This window comes from Fusibacter fontis, from assembly GCF_055378735.1.
The window spans coordinates 2358082-2380486 of sequence record NZ_AP042445.1; the positions used below are offsets into that span (position 1 = coordinate 2358082).

General features: G+C 37.1%; 23 protein-coding genes. All 23 read right to left on the minus strand.

Annotated features, from left to right (window positions below):
* Positions 1-102: 102 nt before the first annotated feature.
* The 23 genes from ACZ41W_RS10490 to ACZ41W_RS10600 all read right to left on the minus strand — a co-directional run bounded on the left by ACZ41W_RS10490 (position 103) and on the right by ACZ41W_RS10600 (position 22402).
* The gene (locus ACZ41W_RS10490) at positions 103-1515 is read right to left on the minus strand and encodes a sigma-54 interaction domain-containing protein (RefSeq protein WP_464311935.1); all 1413 of its coding nucleotides are present in this window, start codon (positions 1513-1515) and stop codon (positions 103-105) included.
* 86 nt (positions 1516-1601) lie between these two features.
* A complete protein-coding gene (locus tag ACZ41W_RS10495) occupies positions 1602-2348 on the minus strand; it encodes a GGDEF domain-containing protein (protein WP_464311936.1) in 747 nt (248 codons plus the stop codon).
* A 2-nt stretch (positions 2349-2350) separates the two neighbouring features.
* Positions 2351-2836: a YwiB family protein gene (locus ACZ41W_RS10500; RefSeq protein WP_464311937.1), complete on the minus strand. Its 486-nt coding sequence runs from the start codon at positions 2834-2836 to the stop codon at positions 2351-2353.
* A complete protein-coding gene (locus ACZ41W_RS10505) occupies positions 2821-3486 on the minus strand; it encodes a GntR family transcriptional regulator (RefSeq protein WP_464311938.1) in 666 nt (221 codons plus the stop codon). Before ACZ41W_RS10505 ends, ACZ41W_RS10500 begins: the two co-directional genes overlap by 16 nt.
* A gap of 21 nt (positions 3487-3507) precedes the next feature.
* The gene (gene ispE / locus ACZ41W_RS10510; protein ID WP_464311939.1) at positions 3508-4377 is read right to left on the minus strand and encodes a 4-(cytidine 5'-diphospho)-2-C-methyl-D-erythritol kinase; all 870 of its coding nucleotides are present in this window, start codon (positions 4375-4377) and stop codon (positions 3508-3510) included.
* Between the two features lie 229 nt (positions 4378-4606).
* Entirely contained in the window at positions 4607-5158 is a 552-nt protein-coding gene (locus tag ACZ41W_RS10515) for a GNAT family N-acetyltransferase (RefSeq protein ID WP_464311940.1), read from the minus strand.
* Between the two features lie 4 nt (positions 5159-5162).
* Complete coding sequence (gene dnaB, locus ACZ41W_RS10520) at positions 5163-6494, minus strand: replicative DNA helicase (RefSeq protein WP_464311941.1); 1332 nt, start codon at positions 6492-6494, stop codon at positions 5163-5165.
* A gap of 51 nt (positions 6495-6545) precedes the next feature.
* Positions 6546-8924, minus strand: coding sequence for a transglutaminase-like domain-containing protein (locus tag ACZ41W_RS10525; protein ID WP_464311942.1), 2379 nt, complete (start codon positions 8922-8924; stop codon positions 6546-6548).
* A complete protein-coding gene (locus ACZ41W_RS10530; protein ID WP_464311943.1) occupies positions 8911-10089 on the minus strand; it encodes a DUF58 domain-containing protein in 1179 nt (392 codons plus the stop codon). Before ACZ41W_RS10530 ends, ACZ41W_RS10525 begins: the two co-directional genes overlap by 14 nt.
* Positions 10090-10117: 28 nt before the next feature.
* Positions 10118-11035 (minus strand): AAA family ATPase, encoded by a 918-nt coding sequence (locus ACZ41W_RS10535; protein WP_464311944.1) that lies wholly within the window; start codon positions 11033-11035, stop codon positions 10118-10120.
* A gap of 456 nt (positions 11036-11491) precedes the next feature.
* Positions 11492-11938 (minus strand): 50S ribosomal protein L9, encoded by a 447-nt coding sequence (gene rplI, locus ACZ41W_RS10540; protein ID WP_464311945.1) that lies wholly within the window; start codon positions 11936-11938, stop codon positions 11492-11494.
* Entirely contained in the window at positions 11935-13926 is a 1992-nt protein-coding gene (locus ACZ41W_RS10545) for a DHH family phosphoesterase (RefSeq protein ID WP_464311946.1), read from the minus strand. The genes rplI and ACZ41W_RS10545 overlap by 4 nt, the downstream gene beginning before the upstream one ends.
* A gap of 112 nt (positions 13927-14038) precedes the next feature.
* Positions 14039-14998 (minus strand): DUF2232 domain-containing protein, encoded by a 960-nt coding sequence (locus ACZ41W_RS10550; protein WP_464311947.1) that lies wholly within the window; start codon positions 14996-14998, stop codon positions 14039-14041.
* A 182-nt stretch (positions 14999-15180) separates the two neighbouring features.
* On the minus strand, positions 15181-15402 hold the full coding sequence (gene rpsR, locus ACZ41W_RS10555) for a 30S ribosomal protein S18 (RefSeq protein ID WP_464311948.1): 222 nt from the start codon (positions 15400-15402) through the stop codon (positions 15181-15183).
* 20 nt (positions 15403-15422) lie between these two features.
* Positions 15423-15866, minus strand: a complete 444-nt coding sequence (locus tag ACZ41W_RS10560; protein ID WP_464311949.1) for a single-stranded DNA-binding protein — start codon at positions 15864-15866, stop codon at positions 15423-15425.
* Positions 15867-15886: 20 nt separating this feature from the next.
* Positions 15887-16174 carry a 30S ribosomal protein S6 gene (gene rpsF / locus ACZ41W_RS10565; RefSeq protein WP_464311950.1) on the minus strand — a complete coding sequence of 96 codons (288 nt, stop codon included), beginning with the start codon at positions 16172-16174 and terminating at the stop codon, positions 15887-15889.
* Positions 16175-16379: 205 nt separating this feature from the next.
* Positions 16380-16583, minus strand: coding sequence for a DUF951 domain-containing protein (locus ACZ41W_RS10570; protein WP_464311951.1), 204 nt, complete (start codon positions 16581-16583; stop codon positions 16380-16382).
* A 1-nt stretch (position 16584) separates the two neighbouring features.
* Positions 16585-16908, minus strand: a complete 324-nt coding sequence (locus ACZ41W_RS10575) for a putative Se/S carrier protein (protein ID WP_464311952.1) — start codon at positions 16906-16908, stop codon at positions 16585-16587.
* A gap of 34 nt (positions 16909-16942) precedes the next feature.
* Positions 16943-17539 carry a sulfurtransferase-like selenium metabolism protein YedF gene (gene yedF / locus ACZ41W_RS10580; protein ID WP_464311953.1) on the minus strand — a complete coding sequence of 199 codons (597 nt, stop codon included), beginning with the start codon at positions 17537-17539 and terminating at the stop codon, positions 16943-16945.
* A gap of 14 nt (positions 17540-17553) precedes the next feature.
* Positions 17554-18267 (minus strand): CvpA family protein, encoded by a 714-nt coding sequence (locus tag ACZ41W_RS10585; RefSeq protein WP_464311954.1) that lies wholly within the window; start codon positions 18265-18267, stop codon positions 17554-17556.
* Positions 18268-18280: 13 nt separating this feature from the next.
* Positions 18281-19381: a DUF5711 family protein gene (locus ACZ41W_RS10590; RefSeq protein ID WP_464311955.1), complete on the minus strand. Its 1101-nt coding sequence runs from the start codon at positions 19379-19381 to the stop codon at positions 18281-18283.
* Between the two features lie 20 nt (positions 19382-19401).
* On the minus strand, positions 19402-20547 hold the full coding sequence (locus tag ACZ41W_RS10595) for a THUMP domain-containing class I SAM-dependent RNA methyltransferase (RefSeq protein WP_464311956.1): 1146 nt from the start codon (positions 20545-20547) through the stop codon (positions 19402-19404).
* 265 nt (positions 20548-20812) lie between these two features.
* The gene (locus ACZ41W_RS10600; RefSeq protein ID WP_464311957.1) at positions 20813-22402 is read right to left on the minus strand and encodes a response regulator; all 1590 of its coding nucleotides are present in this window, start codon (positions 22400-22402) and stop codon (positions 20813-20815) included.
* Positions 22403-22405: the final 3 nt, after the last annotated feature.

The window sequence follows — 22405 nt, forward strand, 5'->3', positions numbered from 1 at the left end:
GAGTATATCGAATAACTTCATTTTGGAGGCTACTAACTTATATAACAAAGCATGTGTTTTAAAACAAAAACAAGTGCCCAAAATTGAGCACTCGCTTGTTCTTCATTCGATTTCGTATTTTTTGAGTTTATACTGAAGTGTTTGTCTAGGAATTTGAAGGCGTCTAGCGGTCTTTGCAATATTGCCCCCACATTCTTCTAGGGCAGTTCTTACTATATGCGCTTCTGCCTTTTCCAGTGCAAGAACCAATCCTTCAGATGCATCTGCTTCACAAGTGATGGTCTTTGGTTCGTTGATTTGATCATTAAACGCCTTTAAATTATAGGGTAAATCTGAAATTTGAATGATATCTGTGTCTACAAAATTCACCGCACCTTCAATGACGTGTTCTAGTTCTCGAACATTCCCTTCCCAAGGGTAGGCTAAAAACAACTTCATCACTTCATCTGAGACACTTTTGATGCTCCGATAAAGAAGTCCATTATACTTGCGAATAAAATACTGTGTCAAAAGCTGGATATCCTCTTTGCGATCCGCTAACTTAGGAATCCAAAGAGTGACTGTATTGAGCCTATAATATAAATCTCTTCGAATCAACCCCTGCTCAATTGCATGATTGGGTTCAATGTTCGTGGCTGCTAAAATTCTGACATCCACTTGCCTTTCTTTTGTATCTCCAATGCGCCTTATTTTACCATCTTGCAACACCCTTAAGAGTTTCGCTTGAAGTTCCATTGGCATGGAATTGATTTCATCTAAAAAAAGTGTCCCAGAATCCGCTAGTTCGAATAAACCGGGACGATCGACAGCACCTGTAAATCCACCTTTTACCGTTCCAAAAAGGATACCTTCTAACAAAGATCCTGGAAGTGCTGCACAGTTTTGCGCAATAAAAGGCTTTAAACTCCGACGACTGGCATTGTGTATGGCTTGCGTCAAAAGTTCTTTTCCCGTCCCAGTGTCTCCGTAAATCAATACGGGGATTTCAGTATTAGCAGCTTTCATCGCAATCGTTTTCACACGATTGAACTCCGCATGAGTCGTAATTATATCTGTAAACTTATACCCTTTCGCAGAAAAACTGTGTCGCCTCTCGCTTTCTTCCGTATTATGGACACGCGTTTGAAGATCTATGACTTTTTCAGTTAATTCTTTATACGAGGTAATATTTCTTGAAATTTCAACTGCACCTTCGATTTTTTGGTGATGAATAATCGGAAGTGTACTATTAATCGTCGCAATATTTTTACCTTTGTATGTGCGATACGTTTGCTCTCTGTTGAGAATCGGTTCCTTCGTTGCAAGCACTTTTAGGAGCGTGCTTTCTTCTTCTTTTAAAGAAGGATATATTTCAGTAATATGTTTGCTGATTGATTCTTGAATATTGATGTCATCCAGAAGGGCAGAATTACGATTACAATAGACCAGATTGCCTTTATTATCAACAATTTGAATGCCATCACTAACATGTTCAAGTAATAATTTAATATGTTCTAAAGTTAACATAAGCCGCATGGATCACCTCGTTTCAACTAAAATTGTGTTCAATTGATATAGATATGCCCAAAATTGGGCGTTCGCTTAATTTTGGGCATGTTTCTTTATAGGATAACACCTTTTCCGTAGTCCTTTGCCATATGCAATTTTTCATATGCCAGTTCTAAAAATTTGTCTTCAGAAGACCATTGATTCATGGGGAGTACCACAAAACGACATGTAATCGCCTGATGAATTCCCCACTTCATGGTGTCTATGAGCATTTTTAAATGTTCAGCTTCAATGTAAGCATCTTTAGCTGTGACATCTGGCATCACAAGGGCAAATGTATCCCCTTTGATTCTCGCCACCATCGCACCTGTATTTCGAATACGCTCAGACTCTGAAATGTACTTACGCATGGTCAATATTAGCTGAATGATCACCTGATCGCCCGTGTTGAATCCGTATTGGCGATTGATGATACTCAGATCATCAATATCAAAAAAAATAATGGAAGACTCGCTATTTTTGTCATAGCACCGCTCAAATTCAAGTGAAAGTATATTTTTAAGTTTTTCTTCTGTGTTGATTTTGACTAACTCTTCAGAAATAATGCCCTCTTTCTTGATAAAGGCTTTCATTTCATTGTAATTCATCCGTTCAACTTTAAGTAGATATAAAAATCCCAACATAAAAAGCGATGTAGTGTAAATCGCCATGACAAAATACACTTCAGAAAGTGTTTTCAAATCTGTAAACACGACCAACATCGTCGGTATGACGCTTAAAAGAACCACCAACAGTACCACTTGATACAGTCGGTGTCGGGAAAAATTCTCTTCACTATTATTTTGAGATCTTACAGACATCTTTATTCCTCCAACAGGGAAGTATTCAATTGCCGTATCTTAATTCTTACAGTGGAAGGCAATTCGTGATCCCCTTCTATTGTGAGCTGATAACATAATTCGATGTCAATTCTATTCTCATCCCACTTAAATGATTCGCCATAAGTGGTCATGATGAATGTGCCATAAGGTGTCGTATAAAAATTCTCAAAAGATTCTTGTAACTGAATTTTCAGGTTGCTTTTTACATCGCCATAGCGTCTGATATGAACCGATGTCCCATCGTACGATAAAAGCGTTTTAGTTCCATCCATACCGCTGATTTCCGTCTCGTCGTACATGAGATATTGCTTGTTTCGCTCGACTTTATATGTCGCTTCCGTATACAAAGTCATCTCCTGCGTTTCCCCTTCAGGACTAATAATCACAGAATCTACTTGTATCGATAAAACTTGCTTATTCTGGCTTATTTCGCTCGCAATCATATCTTGTCCTATTCTACTATCCATTTGTTAACTAGCGTACGAATGCTTTCCACGTGATTTTCCGCTTCTTTTCTAGCACGTGCACCGTCTTTTTTAATGATGGCATCAAATATGCGATTATGTGATTCTTGAATTTCTTTGAAGTTGTTAAACTCGTTGAAATAGATGAGTCTAAAACGTTGGAATTGGTCATGTAGATCATAAATAATGGCGATGAGTCGTTGATTTTTAGTCGCTTCAAATATCAAGGAGTGAAACTCGTTATCCGCTTCAATCATATTTTTTTTGTCCATGCTTTCCATTGAATCGTTGAAACTTTCCACAATTCGCGCCAAACTCTCTTTTTCTGCATCGGACATGCGTTCAGCCGCCAAGTAAGCTGCAAAGCCTTCAAGTTCTTTTCGGATTTCAAGGACTTCAATGATGTCGTTCTTCGTCAAATCTGCTACATACGCGCCTTTTCTCGGAATCATGATGACAAAACTTTCTTTTTCAAGTTTTCTAATAGCTTCTCTAACTGGCGTACGACTCACCCCGAGTTGATCGGCTATGGTCACTTCCATTAAACGCTCGCCTGGTTTCAATTCTCCCGCCAAAATCGCATTTCTGAGATATTCAAATACAACTTCTCCCAATGGTTTATAATTTCTAATCTCTAATTTATCAAAATTCAAAATCATCTCTCCTTCTCTCATTTATCCGTTATATGTTGAAACCACATAGCTTTGTGGGTAAATCATCTTTAATTTCTTATGTGCCGTTTTAGCGCGCTCATATGTACTAAAAAAACCAAATACAGTCGGTCCACTACCACTCATCAGCACAGAATCCGCTCCAAATTCACTCAATGTGGACTTAATCTCGGATACTTTAGGATACAATTTGAGCGTAACGGACTCTAAGACGTTTATCATCTGTGTATAAATCTCAAATTTATTCTGATTTTCAAGTGCTTGTATCATTCGCGAAGTATCTGGATGTTCTGTGATCGCATCCAAATTTAACTGTGTATACACCTCTTTTGTAGACACGCCGAAATTGGGTTTAACGAGTACCATCCAAGCGTGTTCAAAACCGCGAATAGGTGTCAATTGCTCACCTAAACCTCTTGCAACAGCACAGCCTTCCATAAAACAAAAGGGAATATCTGCGCCAAGTTGGAAGCCAATTTCTTGAAGTTTTTGAGTAGACAATCCTAACTGACAGAGCTCATTGATGCCAGTGATAACAGCTGCCGCATTGGTGCTTCCCCCAGCTAAACCTGCAGCAATGGGAATATTCTTTTCTATATGAATGCGAAAACCCACCTCTAAACTGAATAAATCCATCATCAATTGCGCTGCTCGATATGCCAGATTTTTATCATCTGTCGGTAAAAAATGATCTGAACAAGTCAGAGTAATGCCACTTGCACTCTTTTCGATGGTTACGATATCATAAAGATTGATTTGTTGCATCACCATCTCCACATCGTGATACCCATTGTCTCGTCGTCCTAAGACGTCCAGAGATAAATTAATTTTTGCACGAGATTTAATTTGAATACTTTTATCTGTATCCAACATGAAATGGCCTCCAAGATCGTTGATGTTTTACAATGAATACAAAATACATAAAAAATACATTAAGTAAATTATAGTCTATTTCAAGGGATTAATCTAGACCAAATTTAAAACAAAAGCTGACAAATTACGTGTTTTTTTACCGTACTCTGTCAGCCATTATAAGTGTTCGTATTTATAAATCATTTCATTTGACACACATGCTATTCATTACCATGAATGTTTGTATTTATCATGGATGCTTTTTAATTTCCATCACATAAAAAGTCGTATATAAAATATCGTCATCTAGATCGAACTGATCTGGATAGGTTGAGTAGATCAAATCCTTGTAGGATTGTTCTTCAAAAGGTTCTCTCACTTCATTTATTTTGACAAAACCCACTTTTTCATAGCTCTTTTGAGCGCGCAAGTTAAAATGCGCGACTTTGAGTCTCATGGTATGAATTGGATAATGCGTAAAAACATAACTGAGAAACCGTCTAATCATCTCAGAACCATAACCTTCTGACAAGTGGTTTGGATCCACTGCCACACCGAGTTCAGCTCTTCCTTTCAAATAGTTGATGTGTTTAAGCGTAATAAACCCCACCGGATCACCATTGGAAAAGAGTCCAAAGACTTTCTTTCGAAATAATTTTTGCTTTGAAAAATACCACGCATCGTACTCGGCTTTATACCGAAATGGAAAATTGTAATGAAAAAACCGGGGATCATCATGTTTTCCCCATTTGGCAAATCCATAGGTGTCTTGCCGCTTTAACTTTTTAAATACAAGCTCCATGGCATCACCTCATTTGAGAAGTATTCGCAAATTTCGTGTATTTACCAAGCCATGCAAGGTAGACCTTTCCAGTCTCACCATTTCTTTGTTTGGCGATAATGACTTCTCCGATGCCTTTTAATTTTTCATCCACTGTATCTGGATTATAATATTCATCACGGTATAAAAACATAACGAGATCGGCATCCTGCTCAATCGCTCCGGATTCACGAAGGTCGGATAGAATCGGTCTGTGGTCTGCTCTCAGTTCGGACGCACGGGATAACTGTGAAAGCGCAATCACTGGGCAGTTCATCTCTCTCGCGATTCCCTTTAAAGATCTAGAAATCGTCGAAATTTCTTGTTGTCTATTTTCTTGTTTTCCACCGCCAGACATTAATTGCAAGTAGTCGATCATAATCATATCGAGTCCATGATTCATCTTCAGTCGGCGACATTTACTTCTTATTTCTGCGACGGTAATCCCCGGCGTGTCATCGATAAATACTTTGGCTTCTCCAAGTTGTGCACTACTCCGTGCCAATTTAAACCAATCGTCATCTTCTACTTGTCCCGTTCTAATATCGGAAATCGAGACAAGTGACTGTGCACTCAGCATACGCTGAACCAGCTGATCTGCCGCCATCTCAAGACTGAAAATCGCAACGCTCTTCTTTTCTTTAACAGCAGCATGTTGACACAGATTCAGTGCAAAGGCTGTCTTTCCCATGGAAGGACGCGCAGCAATCAAGATAAAATCGGACCTTTGAAGGCCATTGGTCATCTCATCTAAAGCGTCAAAACCGGTTGGAATTCCCGTAAGTGCATTTGGATCTTCATGAAGCTGAACAATTTTTTCATATGTCAGCTGAAGAATATCCGAAATTTCCTGAAATCCTTTTTTATCTCGATTTTGTGAAATCTCAAAAATACTGGCTTCTGCTTCTTCAAGCAGGAGCTCTGCATCGTGTGATTCGTACCCTTTTTCAACAATTTCAGTTGAAGCGCGAATGAGTCTTCTGAGCATGAATTTTTCATGCACGATCTTTGAGTGATTGACCACGTTGGAAATCAACGTTCCTACATCAGATAACTCAGTTAAATATTCAAATCCACCAACAGCATCAATGAGTTGATTTTTAGTCAACTCATCTGCGATGGTGATCATATCAACAGTTTTTCCATTTGAAAATAAAAATTTGATGGTTCTAAATATTTCTTTATGGGCTTCGTGATAAAACTCGTCCTCTGAACTGATAACATCTAAAACATCGCCAATTAAATCACTATCCAATATTAATGAACCGAGAACACTTTGCTCAGCGTTAATATCATGTGGCATGGTTTTTAAGTTCATGTGATTGTACCCCTACTTCATTAGATTCTTCATATGAACCATTATAGCATGTTATGGAATCATTATGTGAACTTTAAAGTAGCGTAATTTAAGATAGGAAAAACGTCCTTTTTTCAGGATATAATTTTCCTTGGCGATCTTCGTATACCGCGTACTTAAGTCAATTGATTCAACAATTTCCTGTGAACTGACTTTGTTTGCTGGTGCATAAAGAATTTTATACCATAGCGTTTTTTCCCGGGTGAGATAGTGACCATTTTCCAGTATCACTTCTGGGTCAAAATGACTTCCGTCTTTTGCTTGAGTCATGAGATATGTCAAGAAGTAAATACTTCTAACTGCATAAGCATGTGTATTTTGACGTTTCATAAAACCTATCGGCAAAATCCAAAAGAGTGTCATTCCAATAATCGCCACAAGTCCGAGACCGATATAGAAAAACCAAATCCAAGATATGGACTGATCGCGTCGTTTGCCAACCGTTATTTCAGATCCTTTCTTCAGACCCCCATCGCCTTCCATTAAAAGCCCCTCTACATCAACTGGTCCGAAATTTGTATTTTCAATCGAAGGATCCGCTGTAACTGCGACGTTTTCCTTCTCTTCATCTGTCAGCATCGCCAAAGTTGGAGTTTCTACAGTTGATTGCGCCTCGCTATAGGATGGTGTGCTTTCAAAAATAACCCATCCGTAGTCTTTCAAGTACACCTCTGCCCATGCATGTGCGTCTTTTTCCGTCACCTTTGAAAAAGAACCATCCGAATGGACTTCATCAGGATCTACGCGGAAACCTTCCACATAACGAGCTGGAATCCCATTGGCACGTGACAAAATCACCAATGAGGATGCAAAATACGTACAGTAACCACGTTTGCCTTCAAATAAAAACTGAGAAACAAAATCCCGTCTACTATAATTACTCACAGGGGTTAAAGTGTATTCGTAATTTTGAGATAAGAAATTGGTAATGAGCTGAATCTTTTCAATATCCGTTTTTGCAAATGAACCAAGTTCAAGTCCCAAATCAAGAGTTTTTCTCTCGATTCGATCAGAAAGCTGCAAATAATCAACATCTGGTGAGATAAAGAAATCGCTCTGACTGGCTTTAAAACTGTATTCTTTGAGATGCTTGATAAAAAAGCCCGCTTTATAAAAAGCTTCATTTTCCGCAGAAACATAGACCTTTTCATCCCCTAAAGTCGTTTCAAATAGTCCCATTGGTGTAAATAGCGTGGTCGTTTTAATTTCATCCGGATTAAGTTTCACAGTCCCACTGATGCCGTTATATTGACCGGACTTGAGTATTTTTTGGTTGTTTTCATCACTGAGATAGTACTTAAATCCATTTTTATAGACGATTCCATTATTCATCCATTTTAAACCATCGTAGTAATCTTTGATGGATGTTTTTAAATAGACAGCTTCAGTAATCGGTTGGTCAAATTTCACCCAAAAAAGTGGGTCCACACTATTGATAGGGTCTACGGGTCCACCTAAAATATCATTGCTGCCTTTGTATGGCGTTTCGTTTAAGGAATACATTCTGAACTGACTGCTCTCGTAACCACTTCGAGTTCCCCAGATATTCGGCGTAATGAGATCGACAAAAAAGTTGACTTGTTTCACAGGAAAAAACGCAGAAATGAAACTACCAGCAAGTATGATAAGTCCCGCAAAAAGGATGGTGATGCGCATCACTCTTCCAGATTTATAGTACGAGGTTCGATAGCCATCCAATTGACTGAGTTGTCTTTCGCTCTGAATGAAAATAAAAAAAGATAAGACGCCTGCAAAGTAAAGTCCACTATAAGTCCATGGCAAATCTAAATAGAAATACCAAATGACGATAAATCCGATAATTGGCATCAAAACAATCCAGTTTAACCACTTAACGGCAAGAATCGTCCAGATCATTAACGTTAAAAGTGCGACAATGCTCATCAGAAAATAAAGTTCATATGCTTTATTGAGTCCTATTTTTTCACCGTTTATGATGGTTTTTTCAATACGTTCATTGACCATCCAATTCCCAAATCGAATCACTTTATGATAATCGACTGCATCTTTCAAGGTGTGAACAATCTTGATATTATGTCTTACCGCCTGAACGTTTGATTCTGAATTGGATGTAGGACTGGATTTATTTTGACTTTTCTCAATATAGACATCACTTTGATTGCCTTGAGCAAGTGTTAAGACAAAATCCGCACTATAAATCAACAAAATCAGTGCAATGGCAATGCCAAGTCCTTTTAATGCAATTGATTTATAGGTAGTTAAGAGATAGATGCCCCAATACGTAAGGGTCGTTGCGCTCATCAAAACCAGTCCATCTAATGAAAATGGACTAAAAAAATGAAATATCATGATGAAAGATAGACACATGAGAAATCCAGAAACCCATTTTGAAGATCGATTATTTATTTTCATAAGCCACGTCCATTAACTGATCGATATAGTGAATTTTGACTTTATTATCTGCTAATCGTTCATAGCATTCACGCAATTCCACCGTCTTAGGATCAAATGTGTAAAGGTGAATATTCTGTTGGTTGTTTTGTAAGAGTTCAAGAACAGAAGGGCTTAGCGATTGCGTTAAGATGACAATTGCTTCATTGAGCATGCCATGATCTGTTCTAAATTCTTCCATTTGCATTTTCATAAAGTGCGCGAACTCAACATCAGAACTACTTTCAAATGCAGTAAACATCTCTAGAACCATCTGAAAATCTTTTGTGGTTTCCGCTTCAAATTGTTGAGCATATCCGTTATTTAGGACAATTTTCGTTTTGATGTCGCGATCAATGAGTCCCTTGACTAAAGAAACCGCAAAAGAGACCAGCGTTTCTTCTTTTTCTAGGTTCATTTGAGCATCATAAGCACCATCTACAAGAACGATACTTTTCGTATTCACCGTCTGTTCAAACTCCTTAGTATGCAGACGATCTGTTTTAGCACTGACTTTCCAGTGAATATTTTTAATTTGATCCCCAGGAACATAAGGTCTAATGTTAATTAAATTTGTTCGATCCTCTAGTGTTCTTTCGTGAGATTTAAGCGTACCAAACAAATCTTGTGATTGATGCACGTGTTCTTTCAAAGATACGACTTTGGGATACACGGTGATATCAATCTCTTTGTTATAGACAATGGCTTTTTTTTCAAGCATGAGTGGGTCGTAGATCTCAACATTGACTTGGCCAATTTTATAATATCCTCGGTGCTTGCAAATGATGTCTTTTGAAAAATTAATTTTGTCATAATTTCTAAAATAAGCAATTTCTTTCAAAGCAGCGTCTGCATTTAACTTTTTATCCATTTTGAATTCAATGAGCGTATGCAAAATGGGTACAATACTCGTATTGGTAATTTTATAATCGATATTAATAGAGTCTCCCACAGTGACGCTGCGTTCATTGGTAAAATATTGTATATATAAATTCTTGATGTTGTGTCGAAGTATCCAGTGTGAAGCCAGTAAAACAGACATAAAAATGATGAAATAATGATAGAGTGTTTTACCCCCGGATAATATGGCAACGATCAATAAGAGACCCGATAGGCCATATAAAAACCATTTTTTTGCTTTGAGCATAGGCACTTTCCCCCAATAATTGTTTTGCCTAACGAGTCACTTTTGGCACTTCCACCGATTCCACGATCTCCTGCATCAATGCTTTGAGTCCATTTCCACGATGCAACGCTTCACCTTTTAGAATCAATCGATGCGCAATAATGGTTTCAAAAAGTTGGCTAATATCTGATGCGATGACATAATCTCTCCCATCGAGGTACGCCTTTGCCCTCGCTCCATTAAACAAATGAACTGATGCTCTTGGGCTTGCGCCTAACTTAATAGATGAATGGTCGCGTGTTGCCTTAATGAGTTTAACAATGTATTTCTTAAGTGCTGGATCCACGTATACTTTTTCAATTTGAGCCTGAGCGAGCGCTAATTGTTCTTGTGTCACCACTGGTTGAATGGCTGCAGGTGTTTCTTTAAGAGATAATACCTCAATTTCTTCATCGGTAGTTGGATATCCCAATGAAATTCGCATCATAAAACGATCTAATTGCGCCTCAGGTAGTGGAAATGTGCCCTGCAGCTCAATTGGATTTTCTGTTGCGATGACGATAAATGGCTTTTCAAGCGTCAAAGTCTTTCCATCAACTGTGATTTGTGCTTCTTCCATAGCTTCTAATAAACTCGACTGAGTTTTTGGCGATGTTCGGTTGATTTCATCTGCTAATAAGATGTTGGTAAAAAGAGGGCCTTCATGAAAGACGAACTCTTGCTTTTCTTTGGAATAAATGGATATCCCAATGAGATCTGAAGGCATCAAGTCAGGTGTAAACTGAATTCTTCGATACTTACAATTAAGCGCATATGAAAACGCCTTTGCCAAAGTTGTTTTACCTAAACCAGGTAAATCTTCAATTAACACATGTCCACCAGACAATAAAGCAATGAGAATGCCTTCAATTGCTGCATCTTTTCCCACTAAGGTTTTCTTAATTTCTTTTTTAACGGATTCAATCATATGTACCCCCCATATTTTGTAATGATGATGACTCTACTTTTATTCTAACCCTTTTGAAGCCTCTTTAACGCATTTTTCTGAAATATCAGATAATTTTAAGTATAAAATAAGAAGATCCGAAGATCTTCTTATTAAGCTGTTGCCCGAAGGCTTTTGTTTTACCTAGCTGTCACTGTGTCTTACCAAGATGCCGCTGTGTCCTACCTAGATGTCATTCTGTCATTTCCGTGGTGTCGTTATGTCACTCCCAGTTGTCAGTCTGTCATGCCCAGTTGTCTTAAATTCATCATACAACTTTTCAAGATAAATGTGCTTTAAGATTTCTTTATATTCTCGTATTGAATGTACTAAATCATTACAATTTCGTTTTAATTCATCCTGCGTTTCTTATACTTTGTGGCAATTGCCTCATTACCTGTCGCAATGAACTTTTGGTATGAATAACGCTTCTATGAACTACTCTTCTACAACGTGAATTTTAAGTTGTGTGCTCACTTTTGGATATACCTTCACAGTTACATTTGTCGTTCCAAGTGTACGGATCGGTTGGTCCATGATGATTTTCTTTTTATCCAAGTCGATGTTGTATTTTTTCTTAATCAAGTCAGAAACGTCTTTGTTTGTAATCGATCCAAATAATCTTCCACCATCTCCAGCTTTTGTCTTAATCGTTACATCCAGTTGGCTAATTTTCTCTGCCAATTCTTTTGCCTGTGCCAACGCTTCTTCTTCGCGTTTGGTTTTTGATGCATTTTGATGTTCTAACTCGCGTACACTTCCATCCGTCGCTTCTTTTGCTAATCCTCTTGGAATGAGAAAATTACGTGCATGTCCATCGCTTGCATTGATGATTTCGCCTTTTTTACCTGTTCCTTTAATGTCTTTTAATAAAATTACTTTCATTTTGTCACACCTTCCTCAAAATATTGATCTATACTGACGATTAATTTTTCTTTAATGGTTTCAATATCGGTATCATGAAACTGAGCACCTGCTACTTCAAGGTGTCCACCACCACCTAATTTTTCAAGAATGATCTGGACATTGATGTCGCCGAGCGAGCGTCCTGAAATAAACACGGTACCATCATTTTTTTTCGCAATGACAAAGGAGGCAATGATGCCTTTAATGTCGAGCAAGTCATCTGCTGCTTGGGCTGCAATTAACTGTATGTTTTCACTGTGTATAAACGCTGTAGAGATTGCTACAGATTCTCGATGACGAATGGCAGTTCCAACAATAGCCGCTTTTTCAATAAATGTCTGCAAATCGTCTTGAAACAACTGTCTAACTCTTGTGGTATCTGCACCTTGTCTTCTTAAATACGCTGCAGCATCAAAAGTTCGCACACCTGTTTTCAATGTAAAATTCTTTGTATCCACGGTGATGCCTGCCAAGAGCGCATCTGCTTCTTCTTTTTCAATTCTCGGTTTATTTTCCATGTACTGAAGAATTTCTGTCACGAGTTCAGATGTACTCGAAGCATAGGGCTCCATGTATTTTAGGACTGCTTTATCGATAAATTCTGTGCTTCTTCGATGATGATCGATGAGCACCACGCGATTGGAGTGTTCAATCAATTCTGGGCACTCCGTTAAGCTTGGTTTATGTGTATCGACTACCACCACAAGTGTACGCTCATCTAAATAATCGATTGCGTCATCTGAACTTAGAAATTTGTACGCTTCTTTATTTTCAACAGTTTTGTAAACTGTGCGAATGCTTTCGTTTACTTCATTTAGCACGATAAAGGCCTCTTTACCTCGATTGAGAACACATCTATAGATGCCTAGTGCTGCGCCAAATGAATCCATATCTGGATTTTTATGTCCCATAATCATGACGCGATTGCTTTCGTCAATGAGCGATCTAAAACCATGTGCTATCACTCTTGCCTTCACGCGATTGCGTTTTTCTACAGCTTTCGTCTTTCCGCCGTAGAATTCAAATGCATTTTTTCTGCGAATGACAGCTTGATCTCCACCACGTCCGAGTGCGAGCTCTAAGCAAGCATACGCATCTTCTTCTAATTGAACAGGGGTCGTTCCATTAACGCCTATTCCAATACTTAAAGTCACTGGAATTCGATTGCCTACGTCAATTTCACGGACATCATCTAGAATTGAAAACTTTTTCGCTTCCAAATTTTCAAGATATTTTGACTCGAAAATAATGAGGTATTTGTCCTTTTGATATCGCTTAATCATACCATTCATACGGGTTGCCCAAAGGCTCACACGTTTTTCAATTTCTGAAGTCACAAATGGTATTTTTTCTTCTTTTGTCTCATTCATAACATCTTCAAAATTGTCGACATTGATGAGGGCTAAAACCGGTTTTTCTTCATCGTATTTCATTTTGAGCTCTGAATACTCAGTTGTATCAAACCAATAGAGCATCACCACATAATTTTGTGGAATGTCTTCTTCAAGATTGACCATATTGGCATAGACGCTAAAAGTTCGATCACCCACTCGCACATTATCAATATGTTCCCCGCTTTTCAATTGTTCCATTGTAATAGAGGGAATATACGAGATGATACTCTTACCAATCGCATTACTATCTAACAAAGTTTCGGAAAACTTCGAATTGTACCAATTGATTTTGCCATCTAAGTCCGTTACTACCAGTGGAATTGGTAAATTGAATACAGCATATCGCGCTGCACTATCAATATGCGTTGATAAAGCTTCAATATATTTTTTCCACTTGTGAATTTTTGCTCGACTTGAAAGGCTATTATAAATAATCAAGCTGATGAGTACGAGCAGCCCGGCAATTCCCAATAGCAAGTTATATAACGCGAGTAAAATCACGTTAATGGCAATGACTATTAGATAGAGATTCATCGTCTCTTTGAACGGGTTACTCATTTTATTACTTCCCATATGTCTACCCCATATCGTATCATCAATCCTTAAAATTGCTGCATCTGATGATTTATCAATCTATTTATTATTGCTGATATTTATTAGTGCTTTTATTCATCATTGCTTCTATTTATTCTGTTTTTTTGTTGCTCAATTTTCGAATGTCGATTAAGACATCAAAGAACCCAAATAATGCCATGTACTGAAGCATTCCGAAAACTGCAAAAAGTACAATAATGATGATTGATGCAAATTTACCTAATCGCTTTTTAATAAGGGCATACAATACTGCTGCGCCTTGAACTGCAAACATCATGGTAAAGAGATAAACGAGGTTGGATAATAACATCTCAACATCCATGAATCCAGTCATTCCAATAACGTACGAGAGTATTAACATGGCTGCACTGCCGTAAGCGAGATGCCTTGGATATTTAAAGTCTTCAAACCCTCCCAAAGGGACATGATCAATGTGCATTTTTTTAAGAATTTGCTTGGACAGTACTAAATTGATAGAAGCTAATATCATTGAAAAAACAATAATAATCGCAGGCATTAACATTTTGAGCATTTTTTCCAATAAATCAAAAGTTTTGTTGATGGCTTCAATGCTTTCTTCTGACGCGTCTCCAAGATTTCCTGTTACGCCGACGAGTTCAGACTGCATCTCTCTGCTTAGTTGAAACATCTCATCTAAAGCTTCTTGCAGAGAAATACCCGTTAAAAGTTCGGTTACCGACATCATTAATAATAGTCCAATGATGACACCTAAAGTGCCGATCAACACCGTTCTTAAATTGCTCGCACGTCGTTTTATCGCTAATCCAAGTGGATAACCAACTGAAAAAATAAATACGCCCAGTGTAAAGCTCGCCATAAAAGTTACTATAAATCCCGCTACAAACGACGCTACAACGACGGATAATACGGTGTACTTCGATTCATTTCTGACCGATGCAATAATGACTGGCAAAGGAATCAAAAAGGCTAACAACGTCTGTCCAATCGGTAAATAGAACATCAATATCATGCCAATGGCTATAATCACAGAAAAAATTCCTGCTTCCGTTAATTGTTTCGTCTTGTTCAAGTTGCTTTCCTCCATTGATTAACTAAAATTTATCGTCGGTATATGAATCACTCAAAGAACTGGGATTCCAATTTACATAATATACACTCGTACTATTGATTATACACTATTTCAAGATTTTTTGACGAGATGTTACAAAAAAAATTAACGCCACCCCGTTAGGATGGCGTTTTTTCTATTCATCAATCATTTACGAAAGGTAAAAGAGCGATAATTCTAGCTCTTTTAACTGCACTTGTCACCATTCTTTGGTGTTTTGCACAAGTACCAGTTACTCTTCTAGGCAATATTTTGCCTCTTTCAGTAAGATACTTTTGAAGTTTTTTTGTATCTTTATAATCGATAGATTCTACTTTATCTTGACAAAAAGCACAACCTTTTCTTTTTCTACGTCTTTTTACCATAGTGTTTTTCCTCCTTCTACTTAGAATGGAACGTCATCATCATCTTCAATCGATTGAAAATCTTCGAAGTTACTACCTTCGAATGAAAAATCATCGCTCTTACCTGGTGATAACTGTGATTTTTCTCCCCATTCGAGGAATTCAACTCGATTTGCAAGCACTTCAGTCGTATATCGTGTCTCACCTGCTGTTGATTTATAAGTGCTGGTTTGAATCGATCCTTGAATTGCTACGAGTTTACCTTTAGCTAAATATTGAGAGCAATTTTCAGCCTGTTTTCCCCAAACAACAATTCGAATAAAATCAGCTGTTGGTCTACCTTGGCTTTCAAATTCCTGCTTTTTTTCTCGTGTGAGTCCTTTATCGATTGCCATCGTAAAATTGGCTACTGCCATCCCGCTTCCGGGAACAAATCTAAGTTCTGGGTCTCTTGCCAAACGCCCGATTAATACTACACTATTCATTAATGAGCCCCCATTTTATCTTATTTGTCTTCTAAATTTACGATGATATAACGAATCACGTCGTCAGAAATTTTAAAATTTCTTTCGAGTTCTTTCGGAAGCGTCGGGTTCGCATTAAAGTTAACTAATACATAATAACCTTCTCTGAGTTTTTCAATCTCATAAGCAAGTTTTCTGTTACCCCACTCTTCAACTTTTAGTATTTCGCCATCTGCAGCAATAATTGATTTGAATTTTTCAATCGCCTCAACTCTTTTTTCTTCTTCGATAGATGGTTTTAAAATAAAAATAGTCTCATAATTTCTCATATTTACACCTCCCTGTGGACATAATGGCCCTATACGGGCAGAGAAGTAGCGACAGTTGTCGCACTTACAACATTAGAATTATATCACTTGTCCATATGCTTGACAAGTTTTTTTATATTGCATTTATTCAACATTTAAAGTAAAGGCTTATGTACATCTAAAGTAAAGGCATATTCACATTAATAAACTGACTACCTACAATTCATTACTTTTGTATTTTTTCACCGTTTCGATAAATGTCTTTGATGCGTTTTTCAATTTTTACACGTGGAATCCAGATTTCTTTTTCACATTTTTCGCATTTTATAATAAAATCAATCCCAACTCTCAATATGACAAAGGAATTGCCACCACAAGGATGTTCTTTTTTTGTCGTAATTTTATCGCCAATTTCGAGTTTCAGCGGCATTTTAATCCTCCCATTTTAATGGTTTTACATCGTAGTGATTCTCATTTTTAGTGAATATATAGAGCTGAATGCCCTGTTTATTTTCTATTGATATGGCCTCTAGAAGTTGTGCCCGATCATGAGATGTAAATTTGAGCGACAGCCCACAGCTTGCACTCACTTCTCTTGGGGTTGGAATCAGCTCAATATCAAAATTCGGTAACAGCATTCTTTCAAATTTAATCGCTTGATGTGTCGATGTAAAGGTGATGACATAATGTGTCTGTTCTGCATTTACCAAATCATCCTCTTGATGATCGTTTGTTTCAATTTGTGAAAACGTCATAATTCTCACCTTTCTACAAGTTAAGTTGTGTTGATTAAAGCGTAAACGTGTTGTTCGCTTCGTTCAATACTTCTACTATGGCGTACATATTGGAAATACTTCCAACTTGAAGCATGTCTTTAAGTCCATAATAATCAAGACATGCGCCACATACATGAATTTCTGTTCCAAATTCAACGAGTTTTTTTAAGTGCTCAATGACCTGTGTATTGGTCGTAGGCAGTTTGACTCCAGAATTGACAAAAACAATGGCCTTTGGGTAAGGTTCGCTTTCTGATAAAGCATAGAAGTAGCTTTTAATCAGCGCTTCTCCTAGTTCTCGATCGCCTTCTCCCATGACATCTCGGCTCACATACACGGCCATATTGGCTAAATCTGGTCTTTTTTGAACGGTTTCTTCTGGCGACTGTGCATATGCACCTTTAAAAATACTAATTTCATAAGCACCTTCATTTTCAGAGACACAAAAATGAAGTTTCAGGCTCTTTGCCAACTTTGAGACATTATCCCGTGCAATTAAATTATCCACCACTGTAATAATGTTCCCTTCTTGAATGCCCTCTAAAGCTTTTTTTGTTTCAATAACTGGTTTAGGGCAAGCAAGCCCTCTTGCATCAATTTTTATTTCCATTAGAAATCACCTCATTATTTCAACTTAAATACCATATATTGAAAAGCATATTGCAAAATGTTGTACTTATAAAAATAAATCGCAAACTGAGATTTTTCAACGGCATTTAGTATCTGATCTGCCCAATTAAATACACTTAGATAGGTTAGCATGGTCATGCCAAAGTAAACACTTACAACTCCTAGAGCAGAACCGACGATTAATCCTCCGCCGTTATTAAATGTATGAATCACAGGCAATTTTGATAAAAACTGACTAAAAATCTGTAAAAAGCTCAATAACGCCACAACGAATAAAACAAGTGCAATAAAACCAAGGGCATTTAATATCATTTCGCTCATCTGTGCAGACACGGTGTTGACAAAATCAGTCGTCGTTGCGGCAACCTTATCATGCAAACTGTCTTTGATTTTATCTGCAAATCCCATAGGAATTTTTAAAACTCCAACAGCTTGATCCATTTGTTCTTGACCCATTGGGGCATCCACCCCAGACTGAAGTTGAAGTTTTTTCAATAAATATTGACTCACTTGTTTTGAAATTTTAGGGGTTGGATCGCCAAAAATTTTCACTAAGAAAGCGGTAAATTGAACATGAAAGAGTTTCCCAATGATAACCGCTACAATCCACTTAAAAAATTCAATGATTGCGTAAATCAGTCCTTTCTTCCACCCCGTATACATGGCACTTCCAATGATGACAATGACCACAATATCAACCCAATTCATATGATTCCTCCTATTATTTCAAGTTATAGACATCTAAGTGATTGATAAATTCTATTGCAAAACTGTGCTTACTGATTACATGTACGTTTTTAATCTCATCTTTTACGCGATAGGATTCAAGCATTTTACCTTCCTTACTTAAAATAAATAGCTCTTTTTCATCGTAGACCAATAGCTTTTCTCCAATTTGGTACATGCCTTTGATCGTTTCAATAGGAAGTTTGAATTCTTGAAGCACTTTATTATCTGTTGCCACCTGTACAATTTTATTTTTTTGCGTTGAAACCGTCTGATTTTCTCCCGTGTTAGGGACGAAAAACAGCCAAGGTGACTCTGCGAGAATAAATTTTGAAATCGTTTGTTTTGCTTTATAATTTCCAGTTAATTTTCCATCAAATCCAAAATACGAGATGCCTTGATCCGTTAAAACATAAAGCTGCTGATCAAATACGGCAACATCATATGCGATTTGCTTTTCTATGTTACTGCCTCCTACAATCGTTCCATTAAATGAAGTTAAAACAACCTTAGTATTGTACTCATTTCGACTTAAATCCAATATCGCAATAATGGCGTTTTGAGATTTTACATCGACCTCATAATCAATGACGGTTCCCTTTGGAAGTACTGTGCTGCAAAGTGTTTTCAACTGACTGTCTAACAGCAAAAATTCTTGATTGTCTTTAACCACTGCAATATAGTCTTCAAAACATTTAACAGACAAAATTGTCCCTAATCCATATCTTTTTGTTACTATATTCCCTTTCGAATCGACTAAAAATATATCGCCCGCTTTTTGTTCCGCTATGGCAAAATAATCGTCCCCTTCAGCGATACAGACATTTTTTGATGAAATATCCTTTTCCCACAGCAACATACCTTCATCTGAAATATATTGAACCGCAGTTCGACCAGCGATAATGTAAGCATCTGACGTAGTAATCACCTGAGCGCGATTTTCAAAGTCATTGTTGAGATTGAAAAATATTTGATGGGTTCGCTTATAATTATCTGCTACTACTTTGGATGCTTGAGAAATGACGTTCTCAAACTGAACGGATAAAAATATGCAAATGAGTAATATCGTTAAAGAAAGTCCACGCCCTATTTTCATGTATTCGCCTCTAAATAAGTCTAAATTTCAGACAATTTTTTCGGTGGCTTTTCGCCAAAGTATAAATAGAAATACGTTTTGATTCGACCGTTGTATAGTTTACGATTTTTTGTCGCTTTTTCACCAAACGTCGTTTCAAATTCCTCATAAGAAGTAATGATATACTTAGACCACGTTTTATACGGCAAGAATATTTTTCCCATGAGTTTGTATAATTTCTTAACATCCTCAAGTTCATTTAAACGCTCACCATATGGTGGATTACAAATGATATAACCGTACTGGTCTTTCGTACTGAAGTCTTTAACATCGCGAACTTGAAAGTGGACAATGTCCTCAACCCCTGCTAGTTCAGCATTTTCTCTAGCAACTTTAATAGATCGTGGGTCGATATCATAACCTTCAATCTTAATATCCACATCATGTAAAATGGCCTCATAGGCTTCTTTTCGAGCTTGCTTCCAAATCGCAGGATCAATAAACGGCCATAATTCACTATCGAACTTTCGATTTAATCCAGGTGCAATATTTTTCGCCATCATGGCAGCTTCAATTACAATCGTTCCAGAACCGCAAAATGGATCAATTAAATGAATTTTAGGCTGCCATTTGCTCACCAATAATAAGCCAGCTGCTAAAGTTTCTTTTAAAGGCGCATCATTTCCACGTTCACGATAGCCCCTCTTATGAAGTCCAGCGCCTGATGTATCAATACTAACCGTTACTTCATCCTTTAAAATTCCAACGGTGATGCTATAAGTTTCTGCAGTTTCTTTAAACCACTCCACTTTATAAAGTCCGGACAATTTTTTTACAATTGCACGTTTACTGATACTTTGAATGTCAGATAAGCTAAATAGTTTAGACTTTACCGACTTCGCATTTACTGGAAAAGTGGCTTCTTTATTTAAATAAACTTCCCAAGGCAACTTATACACTTGATCAAAAAGTTGCTCAAACGTTGTCGCTTTAAACATGCCTACGATAATGTGAACACGTTCAGCTGTTCGAAGCCAAATATTCGCCTTTGCAATACCATACGCATCTGAATCAAATAACACACGACCATTCTCTACAACGACGTTTTCATATCCTAAGGATTTAATTTCTTGTCCAACAATTGCTTCCATACCGAATACAGCGGTTGCCATACATCTAAATTTCATTTTTCACCATCCATTTTAATCATACAATCACTTTAGAAAATTGCATAATTCTTATTTGTGAGAATCGAGTTCTAATTTATTAGAATCGAGTTCTAATTTATTAGAATCTCAAATTTTGAAATGGCGTGATTGAGCCATTTTAATTTTATCAACACATGATTTTCACACCGAAAAGGTAATTATGCAATTTCCACACTTAATAAATTCATTTTCTCAAATCTATTTCATTATAGCATAAAGGACGCTTGCGCGCCCCTAATCCTGCCTAAAAATAATTGTCACAAATTTTTTTCAGCTTTGCATCATCTAACGGTTTCGGATAATAATCACTAAAACCATAGTCTCTAAAAAATTCTCGTTCATTGTCTACCAATTTATTGGAAATCGCAATAATGGGCTTGATTTCTTTCCGTCTTCTTTCGATTTCATCATACACCTTAAATCCGTCACACGCTTCAATCATCACATTCAATATCATTAGATCTGGATTGATCGTAAAGTACTTTTGAATCGCTTCTTCCCCTGTATGGGCAAAGAAAATATCGTACAGTCGAAATAGCTCTAATGATAAGTTTGGTTTTTCATAGTCTGCAATCAAAATGACTTTCTTTTGTTTTGTGAGTGTTTCCGTTGTCTTTGTCGTGTGATATTCTTTAGGAATAACTTTTCTATAAGTGCTAATAAGTTCGATGAATAATTTTCCCTCAATACCTGTACTGATTTCCAATGTCCCATTTAATTTTTTGCTCATTTTATCGGCTAACATTAGACCTAACGCTTGTGAATAGTCCTCAACCGTATCAAAATCAACATTGTGATCTAAGTCAAAATAAGGCAACAACTTTTGATTTTTCTCAAACTGATAGTTCACTGACATGACCATTTTCAAAATTATTTTTGAATGTGATTGAGAGACGTCGGAAACCCTGATTAATACCTTCTCTGTATCAGAAATGAATTGTATAAATTCTAATAAATAGGCAATGACATTCTTTAAAATGAGCGCATCCCCAACTAATACATCTGGAATGGTTTCTGAGTAATCTAGTTCATAATGATCCTCTTGTGCAATTTGAGAAGGCAATACCACTTGATTCACTGTTTCTTCAATGATTTTCCTAATGGAAAATGCTTCCTTCATACCACCAATTTCAACATGTTCACGCTCTGAAAACATTAAAAACCGATTAAGCGACTCATATAAGTTATCTGAATTGCTCTTAAGGATTTGAAGATAATCGCTTTTAAGAAGGTCATTTTGACAGTCTTCATAAAGATTAAAAAAGCCCATATAGGATCGAAGTGGGATTTTCATCGATTTTGCAAATCCAATTGTAAAATCCTTAAGGTACTCATTTCGACTGTTCATTCGCTCGAGTTCTAACTTCAACTGATGAATCTGATCCAGTGTTTCAAAGTGTTGACTGGTATAGAGAACATCCTCATAGTGTATTTCCATGAGGCCAATGTATTGATCGTCTCGATAAAGTGGAATTTTGTGTACGACGACATGTCTCGTAGAGTGCTCACGTTCATTTTTTACAATTAAATGTTTTTGACGACCATTTTGACTGCATTCTTGCATAGAACATCCAGGACAGACATCTTCAAATCCCATAAAAACTTGATAACACTTTTTGTTCAAAATATTTTGATAAGAATCAGAACACTTTTTATTCGCCCATTGAATGCTATAATCTCCATTTACGATAAATACCGGCGATTGGATATCATTAATAAAATCCTGTGCTCCGATTTGTGCACCAATTTGCTCTAAGCGAATGCGCTCGTTTTCTTTATTGAGCTGTTCGATTTCATGTATCAACGATTCTCTTGAAAGATGGCTATAGTCCATACA